Source organism: Corynebacterium tuscaniense (genome assembly GCF_008693065.1).
Lineage (GTDB): Bacteria > Actinomycetota > Actinomycetes > Mycobacteriales > Mycobacteriaceae > Corynebacterium > Corynebacterium tuscaniense.
On sequence record NZ_VXKH01000067.1, the window covers coordinates 1 to 8,404 of the forward strand.

Genomic DNA, 8,404 nt, shown 5'->3' on the forward strand with positions numbered 1-8,404 from the left:
CTCCCATGCCCGCACCCTCCTCGCGGAAGCACAGCGCCAGGACGCGGAAGCACGCAACCGCCGCATTTCCGACACGAAGGGCGCCATCGAGTTCGCCCGTACCGCCTCGGACACCGCCCGCCGTGCCCGTCGCGCTGCGGAGGATGACGTGGACCAGTACAACCGCCAGCGCAACGCGCAGACCTTCGAATCCATGGCCAATGCAGTCCTGTGGGGATCCATCCTCAGCGGTGGCTTCAGTGGGGGTGGCGGAAGCAGCAGCGGAGGTGGCTTTGGTGGCGGAGGCGGTTTTGGGGGCGGCTTCGGTGGCGGAAGCGGCGGCTACGGCCGTGGTGGCAGTTTCTAGAACCGGCTAGCGCAGCGTTTGTCGCGCGGGCGTATCAATGAGCGTGAGCGCCCACGACATAAACACGATGTCCGCCAACGGCGCGGCAGATGCTGCTGCCGTTGGCGTGACCGCAAGGTTCTGCAGACCCCGCGGGGACGTTTCAGCGATGATGGCGCCCGTAGCCAGATCCGTGACCGTGCGCTTCTTTGTCATGTACCCGGCACGTTCCAGCCGGTAAGTACGTGAACCACAGCGGGCGGTGAGAACGCGCACGCCAAAACCGTGGGTGCGAACAGTCCAGGTCTCCCCCGCTGTGGTGGTGCCAGAAACCTCCCAGCGCATGGCTCCAGCGGTATGGGCGACGGTGATCGGTGTAGCACCGGTGACGTCCAAAGAGCTGTCCGGGGCCGAGTAGGTGGCTAAGGGGGCACCGGAGACGTCGATAAGCTCATCCCCGCGCCATGTTGCTGGGCTGGTTAGCGCGACCATGAGGTTTAGGGGCCGATCATCCAGACGAGAATGATGAAGACGCTCAAGAACACCAAGAAACCTATCAGCGCGGTGCTGTTGAGCATCTTGCGTGCTTCCAGCATCAAGCGGGACACCCACGCCAAAGCCACGATGTGGGTGTATGGCAGTGTTGTTTCACCCTCGAACTCGAGGATCGCTTTGCGCACACCATTGTGGTCGCTGGTGAACTGGGCAACTTTCTGCCCGGCGGCATCGTCGATGATGAAGTTCTTCGATGTTTCGCCCACGATCAGGTACTGCTCACCGTTCACCTGCACGGTGATCTGTTTGTCCCGCTTCAGGGAACCATCGGCGCGCACAATCTCACGGCCGGAGCCGTCCTTGGCCACCGCACCGGATTCGGGAGTGGTGATGAGATCCCACGTATCCCCCTCCACCTGTGCTGTCTCGTGGGTAAAGGTGGCGAGCACCTCCGGTCCCGCCTCCGCAAGCAGCTTCGGCTCATCCCGGTTGGTGCGATCCCAGCTCACATAGTGCATCGTGTGAAACCTCTCTTAGCAGCCGATGAGGCGAGCGGCCAGGTAGGACTCCAGCTCGGCGAGCGGCACGCGCTCCTGCTCCATCGTGTCGCGCTCGCGCACGGTGACGGCGCCATCCTCAAGCGAATCGAAGTCGTAGGTCACGCAGAACGGCGTACCAATCTCGTCCTGGCGGCGGTAGCGGCGACCGATCGCACCAGAGGTGTCATAGTCGATGTTCCAGTGCTGGCGCAGGGTTTGTGCCAGCTCCTGCGCGGGGCCAGCGAGCTCTGGCTTCTTAGACAGTGGCAGAACAGCCACCTTCACCGGCGCCAGGCGGCGGTCCAGCTTGAGCACAACGCGGGTGTCCACGCCGCCCTTGGCGTTCGGTGCCTCATCCTCGTGGTACGCGTCAATGAGGAAGGCCATCATCGCGCGGCCCAGACCAGCAGCCGGCTCGATGCAGTACGGGATCCAACGCTCGCCGGTCTCCTGATCGAAGAAGCTCAGGTCCTCGCCCGATTTCTCGGAGTGCGTCTTCAGGTCATAGTCGGTGCGGTTAGCCACGCCTTCAAGCTCGCCCCACTTGGAGCCCTGGAAGTGGAATGCGTACTCCAGGTCCACGGTGCGCTTGGAGTAGTGGGACAGCTTTTCCTGTGGGTGCTCGTAGAGGCGTAGGTTATCCGGGTTAATGCCCAGGTCGAGGTACCACTGGTGGCGGGCGTCGATCCAGTACTGGTGCCACTGCTCATCCTCACCAGGCTTGACAAAGAATTCCATCTCCATTTGCTCAAACTCACGGGTGCGGAAGATGAAGTTGCCCGGCGTGATCTCGTTGCGGAAGGACTTGCCCACGTTGGCAATGCCGAACGGTGGCTTCATGCGCGCCGAGGTCATCACATTCTTGAAGTTAACAAAGATGCCCTGCGCCGTCTCCGGGCGCATGTAGTGCAGGCCTTCCTTGTCATCGACGGGGCCCAGGTACGTCTTCATCAGCCCGGAGAATGCGCGTGGCTCGGTCCAGTTGCCCGGCTGGCCCGTCTCCGGGTCGTTGATGTCTGCCAGGCCGTTTGCCGGCGGGTGACCGTGCTTCTCCTCGTAGGCTTCCAGCAGGTGGTCTGCGCGGTAACGCTTGTGGGTGTACAGGGATTCCACCAGCGGGTCGGTGAACACTTCAACGTGACCAGAAGCAACCCACACCTGCGGTGGGAGGATGATGGAGGTATCCACACCCACGACGTCAGCACGCGATTGCACCATGGCCTTCCACCACTGGCGCTTGATGTTTTCCTTCAGTTCCACGCCGAGCGGGCCATAGTCCCACGCGGAGCGCGTACCGCCGTAAATTTCTCCGGCCGGGTACACGAGTCCACGGCGTTTGCAGAGGTTAACGACGGTATCAATAGCACTCGTAGCCATGGGCAGTTCAACTCTCCTCGTAGATTTCAGTTTCATTCGCGGGTTTTGCGCAAATTAACGCCCCCAAGTCTAGCCTGTGGCGTTTCTTCGCCAACCTCCACCAACGTATACACGCACATGTCGTGGAGAGGCCTTTTCAAGTTCGCAGGTGGCTAGACTAAACTCACCGTCACATTCGCTTAGGAGCTTATCGACGTCTCCTCTGCCCCAACAGAACCCAGTAGGTCGATTGCATGTCCCGGAACGCCCACTCCCACAGGCAGGCACCTGCCCCGAAGATTGGTGCGCGTAATACTCGGCAACGCGCCGCTGTCGTTGAGGTCCTGCAGGAGATTGATCGTTTTGCCTCTGCCCAGTCTATCCACCAGGAGCTGACACAGCGCGGCCAGAAAGTGGGTCTAACCACTGTGTACCGCACGCTGCAAAGTTTGACGGAGATCGGCGCGGTGGATGCACTGAATTCCGAGACTGGCGAAACACTGTACCGCCACTGCTTGAGTGACCTGCACCACCATCACCTCGTCTGCACATCCTGCGGCCGTAGTGAGGAGATTGAAGGCGGCCCAGTAGAGCAATGGGCCAAAGAGATGGCAGCCAGCCATGGCTACACTTTGTCCGGCCACGACGCGGAGATCTTTGGCACCTGCGCGACGTGTCAAACAAACTCCTAGGAGGTCTGAAAGGCCTCCTAGGCCTCCTAGTGGGTCCTTGGACTCACTAGCCGATGATCGTGCCAAAGAGCACGCCGAGCACATACGTGACTAGCGCGGCTCCAAGCCCGATGCCCAGCTGACGGAAGGCGCGGAATGCTGGCTTCTTGCCAGACAGCAGGCCGGTTATACCCCCGGTGATCAGCAGTGCGAAAGACACCAGCACCAGCGCGGCGATAGCTCCCGGGCGTGGGTCCAGCCCAAAGATGAACGGGATGATGGGAATGAATGCGCCGGCAGCAAAGCACACGAAAGACGCGCTTGCTGCGGCCCATGCACCGGAACCATCATCACCAGCGGCGTCTTCATCACTGACGTCCAGCCCATCGTAGTGGTGGTGGTGCTGGTGGCCCGTCATCATCGCCCAGAACACGTTATTCGCGTGCGCCTCGGCTTCCTCAGCGCTCATACCACGCGCGCGGTACACCAGGGCCAGCTCGTTTTCTTTCACATCAAGCTTGGGCAGGAGGTCGCGGGCTTCGGGATCGGGCGTGGAAGCGTCGAGAAGCTCGGCTTGGCTTTTCACCGAGATGTACTCTCCTGCTGCCATGGACAACGCGCCGGCGAGCAACCCAGAGATACCCGTGAGCAGGATGTAATTGGAGGACACACCGGAACCCATCACACCAAGAACCAACGCGACGTTGGACACCAGACCGTCGTTCGCCCCGAAGACTGCGGCGCGGAAAGAACCGGAGAGTTTCTCTCGTCCCTGCGTTGCCAGCGCGCGAACGACTTCCGCGTGCATAGCCTCATCAGCGGTGATCTCATCCGAAGCATCATCGTCCTTCACATAGGGCGACCGTTGCTCCGCGGTTTGCATGAGTGCCAGAGCAAACACCGGCGAAAAGTTCCGCGCCATGAAGGACATGAACCGAGTGTGCAGGTCGGGTTTCAACGGCATGCCAACTTCGGGGCCAAGTTTGTCATGCCAATACTTCTCATGGCGGGATTCAGCCTCCGCGATCTTCTCTAAAATCTCGCGCTCATCACCCTCACGCTTTTTAGCCAGCATGCGGTAGGTGGCTGCTTCGGCGCGTTCATTGGCAAGGTACTGGCGCCATCTGCGGATCTGCTCCCGTGACGGGGTCTGTCGCTCCGCGTCCGTCATTTTGTGCCTCCGAATCTGCGGTCCCGCTGCGCATACTCATACACCGCGCTGTAAAGGTCTTCCGCTGTGAAATCGGGGAAGAGTATATCCCTGTACACCATCTCTGCATAGGCTGACTGCCAGAGCAAGAAGTTGGACGTCCGCTGCTCCCCCGAAGGACGCAGGAACAAATCCACATCCGGCATGTCGGGACGGTACAACCACTTACTCAGGCTTTCTTCTGTCAACTCTCCTGGTTTCAGCTCACCTTTGGATGCCGCCTCCGCGATCGCGCGGGCGGCATCCACCAATTCCGCACGGCCACCATAGTTAATGCACATAGCCAAGGTGAGTCCCGTGTTGTTCTTTGTCATCTCCTCGGCGATCTCAAGTTCTTTGATTACCGAACGCCACAGACGTGGGCGGCGTCCCACCCACACGATGCGCACGTTCTTGGCATGCAGCTGGTCGCGCTCCTCACGCATCACTTCGCGGGAAAAGCCCATGAGGAAACGCACCTCCTCTGGGCTGCGCCGCCAATTCTCCGTGGAAAAGGTGTAGGCGGAAAGCCACTCCACCCCACCAAGCTCAATGCACGCATCCACCATGTCCATGAGCACTGACTTGCCCACACGGTGGCCTTCAGTCCGCGGCATGCCACGTTCCTGAGCCCAGCGACCATTGCCATCCATCACTAACGCGATGTGGCGTGGGATGAGATCTTTGGGGATATCCTGCGGGGTAGTAGTCACCGCTTCATTATGCCTGCTGCTACGCCTGCTCCATGATTTTGAGGGAGCTCACCGCAGACTCAAGGTGATATTGCAGGTGCTGCGTGGCCAAACGGTGCACCTGCACTGCGGTTGTTTCCGTCAAGCGTTCCTGCGCAGCGGCATAGTGCCCACCGCTTAGAAGCCACATGATGTGCAACGTAGATTCTTCCACTTCCCGCGAACCCGATGGGCGGCAGTGCAGGCATGCTGCACCGCCAATCTGCGGGTGGAAAGCATGATGCGGGCCTGGCCGGCCACATTGGGCACAGTTAAAAAGGCTCAAACCCCAACCCGCATGAGCAGTGGCCTGCAAGATGAAAGCATCCAACACCAAGGTGGGATTCGTGGTGTCTTGGAGGAGGCGGAGGGAGTGGGAGATATCGTCGAAAAGCGTGCCATCTGATTCCGCATAGCTCAGCCTTTCCGCGGACTCCAAGATCGCGCACCCAGCAGTGTAGCGATCAAAGTCATCGATGAGCCCGCTACCGTAATACGCGACGGTATCTGCCTGCGTGATCGTGGCAAGCCCTCGGCCCTGATTACGGGCGGGGTAGAGCTGCACGTCGAGTTCCACGAACATCTGCACCCGCGAACCAAAGCGACTTTTCGCCTTGCGCACACCCTTGGCCACGGAACGCACCAATCCGTGATTGCGGGTGAGCAGCACGACCACACGATCAGCCTCACCAAAGTCGTACGTGCGCACGACAAAGGCGCGATCGCGGAAACTGGGCCGAGTTGCCATGCCTTAAAAACCCAACCTGCCCAAATGCTTGGGATCAGACTGCCAATTCTTCAACACCTTGATGCGCAGATCCAAGTAGACATTGCGGCCGAGGAGCTCAATGATCTGCTTCCGCGCGCGCTGAATGATTCCGTTCAGACGGCGGCCATCGCGGCCTTCAATGATGGTTTTCTGGCCCGGTCGCTCAAGATAGATCACGGCGTAGATCTTGGTCCGATCACCTTCGTTGATGATCTCATCCACCTGCACAGCAACGGAGTGCGGCAACTCCTCGCGCAGGCCCTTGAGCGCTTCCTCGCGGATGAGCTCGCTGATACGCGTCTCTGTGTCCTCGTCCGTGACGTGATCCTCCGGGTAGAAGCGCGGCCCCTCCGGCAGGTGCTTCTTCAGCACATCCACAAGCACGTCCAGCTGCACGCCTTCTGTGGCAGATACTGGTACGACATCCACGTCTTCCCGCCCGGTGGCCTCCACCAACAGCTCGTGCAGGCGCATCAACTGCTCACCCACCTGGTCTTTGCTGGTCCGGTCCAGCTTGGTCACAATACCCACGATCGGCGCATTCGGCTTCGTTGTGCGCACCGCATCCAAAATCCAACGGTCGCCCGGACCGATCTTCTCATTCGCGGGCACGGTCAAGCCGATCACGTCCACATCAGCGAAGGTGTCCTTAACCACCTCGTTGAGACGCTCACCCAGCAGCGTGCGCGGGCGATGCAGACCAGGCGTATCGACGAGCACAATCTGCGCATCCTCCCTATTCACAATCCCGCGGATCGGGTGGCGCGTCGTCTCCGGCTGGTCCGCCATAATGGCGATCTTCTCCCCCACCAGCGCATTCGTCAGCGTGGACTTACCCGTATTCGGACGACCCACAAAACTGACAAAGCCGGAACGGAAACCTTCCGGAACCTCGCCGAAGCCAGACCCTGTTGCCGGCGGTCCTGCGAAGGTGTCTTCAGGCACGCCCTCCGGAGAATCAGGGAAATCCGGGAAGTCGGGAGAATCTGGGAAGTCTGGCACACCAGAGGTATTGCTCATGGTGTTCCATGCTACGGCCCCATGCGCCTGATATTGGTGTCGGGCGCGTCTGGCGTGGGGGCGCGGTTTAGATTTCGGTGACCTCAAACTGCATCCGCGGATGGGCGTAAGCCTCCTGGGATTCCACCAGGAGCAGCTCCGGTGCGTCGGCGTTGTGGGTGTTCTCAATGAGATCAAAGACACTCGATGCTGTCTTGGCCAGAGCATTCTTGGCGGCGGTTGCAGCCTCGGCCCCACCGATAGCCTCAATATAGTGGCCAGTAAACAGCGCACATGTCACGTCACCGGAACCGTTGCGCTTGAACGCCAAGCGTGGTGTTTGCACCAACCAGCGCCCATGGGAATCCACCACGAGCATTTCCACTGTGTCTTCCGGCTGGTCCGGACGGGTGACGGAGGTGACCAACACCGTGTCTGGGCCCATCGCGCGTGCGGCTTCCACGGCCTCTAGCGTGGAATCCAGATCCGTTGCTTCCTTGCCGGTGAGATAACCCAGCTCAAACTGGTTGGGGGTGATGATGTCCGCGACAGGCACCACCTTGTCCCGCAACAACGGCGGAATATTATCTGACACGAAGCAGCCGGACTTGGCGTTGCCCATCACCGGATCGCAGGCATACACCGCATTCGGGTTGAGCTCTTTAACGCGGGCGACGGTGTCCACGATGACATCCGCAATATCGTCCCCGCCCTGGTATCCGGACAACACCGCGTCTACTCGGGCCAACGCTCCACGGTCCTCAATCCCCTGAATGATCTTGCGCACCTGTTCCGCCGGAATCAATGGCCCCTCCCACGCACCGTAACCGGTGTGGTTGGAAAAGTTCACGGTGTACACCGGCCAGACTTCATGGCCGATGCGCTGGAGCGGGAACACGGCAGCAGAATTGCCCACGTGACCGTACGCCACCGCGGACTGGATAGAGAGGATGTTTTTCATGCGCACCATTGTGCTCCTCACACCAGCTGCCGTGTGAAGTCACCCCCAGTTACGCGGGAAAACCGAAAGAAAATGTGTCTGAACGCCGTGATGCGGGGGAGCTGGTCTGTCCCATCGTGCTGAATTGCCCGGTGAGGGGGTTGTTGTTGCCGGGGCCTTGTGCATTGACGATCCGGGTTGGATTATCTGGTTTGACGACGCGGTTTGACTATCGCCCTGAATCACGATCAGCGACCTGGGGGTTCGCCCCGCGGCGATCGCCATTGTCAAACCGAACCACACAGCCTGTTTTTGGGCATGCCGAAAGACCAGCTGTTGCTGGCTTTCAGCATGAGGTGTGAGGTGTCTCGCTTATCTTCCGTAGAGCAG

At 60.1% G+C, this 8,404-nt stretch carries 9 protein-coding genes and 1 pseudogene; 2 read left to right on the plus strand and 8 right to left on the minus strand.

Annotated features, from left to right (window positions below):
- Positions 1 to 346: pseudogene (locus F4V54_RS11520) on the plus strand (TPM domain-containing protein); the annotation flags it as partial.
- Positions 347 to 352: 6 nt separating this feature from the next.
- Here the strand turns inward: F4V54_RS11520 and F4V54_RS09365 are convergent.
- The 3 genes from F4V54_RS09365 to F4V54_RS09375 are packed head-to-tail and all read right to left on the minus strand — an operon-like array spanning position 353 to position 2,736.
- Complete coding sequence (locus tag F4V54_RS09365) at positions 353 to 817, minus strand: hypothetical protein (RefSeq protein ID WP_150386961.1); 465 nt, start codon at positions 815 to 817, stop codon at positions 353 to 355.
- 5 nt (positions 818 to 822) lie between these two features.
- Entirely contained in the window at positions 823 to 1,338 is a 516-nt protein-coding gene (locus tag F4V54_RS09370) for a hypothetical protein (protein ID WP_150386962.1), read from the minus strand.
- A gap of 15 nt (positions 1,339 to 1,353) precedes the next feature.
- Positions 1,354 to 2,736 carry a glycine--tRNA ligase gene (locus F4V54_RS09375; RefSeq protein WP_034665687.1) on the minus strand — a complete coding sequence of 461 codons (1,383 nt, stop codon included), beginning with the start codon at positions 2,734 to 2,736 and terminating at the stop codon, positions 1,354 to 1,356.
- Positions 2,737 to 2,969: 233 nt separating this feature from the next.
- Between F4V54_RS09375 and F4V54_RS09380 the strand changes: the two genes are divergently transcribed.
- Positions 2,970 to 3,407, plus strand: coding sequence for a Fur family transcriptional regulator (locus F4V54_RS09380; RefSeq protein ID WP_034665684.1), 438 nt, complete (start codon positions 2,970 to 2,972; stop codon positions 3,405 to 3,407).
- A 46-nt stretch (positions 3,408 to 3,453) separates the two neighbouring features.
- Here F4V54_RS09380 and F4V54_RS09385 read toward each other — a convergent pair whose 3' ends face one another.
- From F4V54_RS09385 to pdxY, 5 genes are all read right to left on the minus strand, one after another.
- Complete coding sequence (locus F4V54_RS09385) at positions 3,454 to 4,557, minus strand: VIT1/CCC1 transporter family protein (protein ID WP_034665682.1); 1,104 nt, start codon at positions 4,555 to 4,557, stop codon at positions 3,454 to 3,456.
- Positions 4,554 to 5,288 (minus strand): isoprenyl transferase, encoded by a 735-nt coding sequence (locus F4V54_RS09390; protein ID WP_102724362.1) that lies wholly within the window; start codon positions 5,286 to 5,288, stop codon positions 4,554 to 4,556. Before F4V54_RS09390 ends, F4V54_RS09385 begins: the two co-directional genes overlap by 4 nt.
- Positions 5,289 to 5,307: 19 nt before the next feature.
- Positions 5,308 to 6,054: a DNA repair protein RecO gene (gene recO / locus F4V54_RS09395; RefSeq protein ID WP_150386963.1), complete on the minus strand. Its 747-nt coding sequence runs from the start codon at positions 6,052 to 6,054 to the stop codon at positions 5,308 to 5,310.
- 3 nt (positions 6,055 to 6,057) lie between these two features.
- The gene (era, locus tag F4V54_RS09400; RefSeq protein ID WP_150386964.1) at positions 6,058 to 7,095 is read right to left on the minus strand and encodes a GTPase Era; all 1,038 of its coding nucleotides are present in this window, start codon (positions 7,093 to 7,095) and stop codon (positions 6,058 to 6,060) included.
- 67 nt (positions 7,096 to 7,162) lie between these two features.
- On the minus strand, positions 7,163 to 8,044 hold the full coding sequence (gene pdxY / locus F4V54_RS09405) for a pyridoxal kinase PdxY (RefSeq protein WP_150386965.1): 882 nt from the start codon (positions 8,042 to 8,044) through the stop codon (positions 7,163 to 7,165).
- Between the last annotated feature and the right edge of the window lie 360 nt (positions 8,045 to 8,404).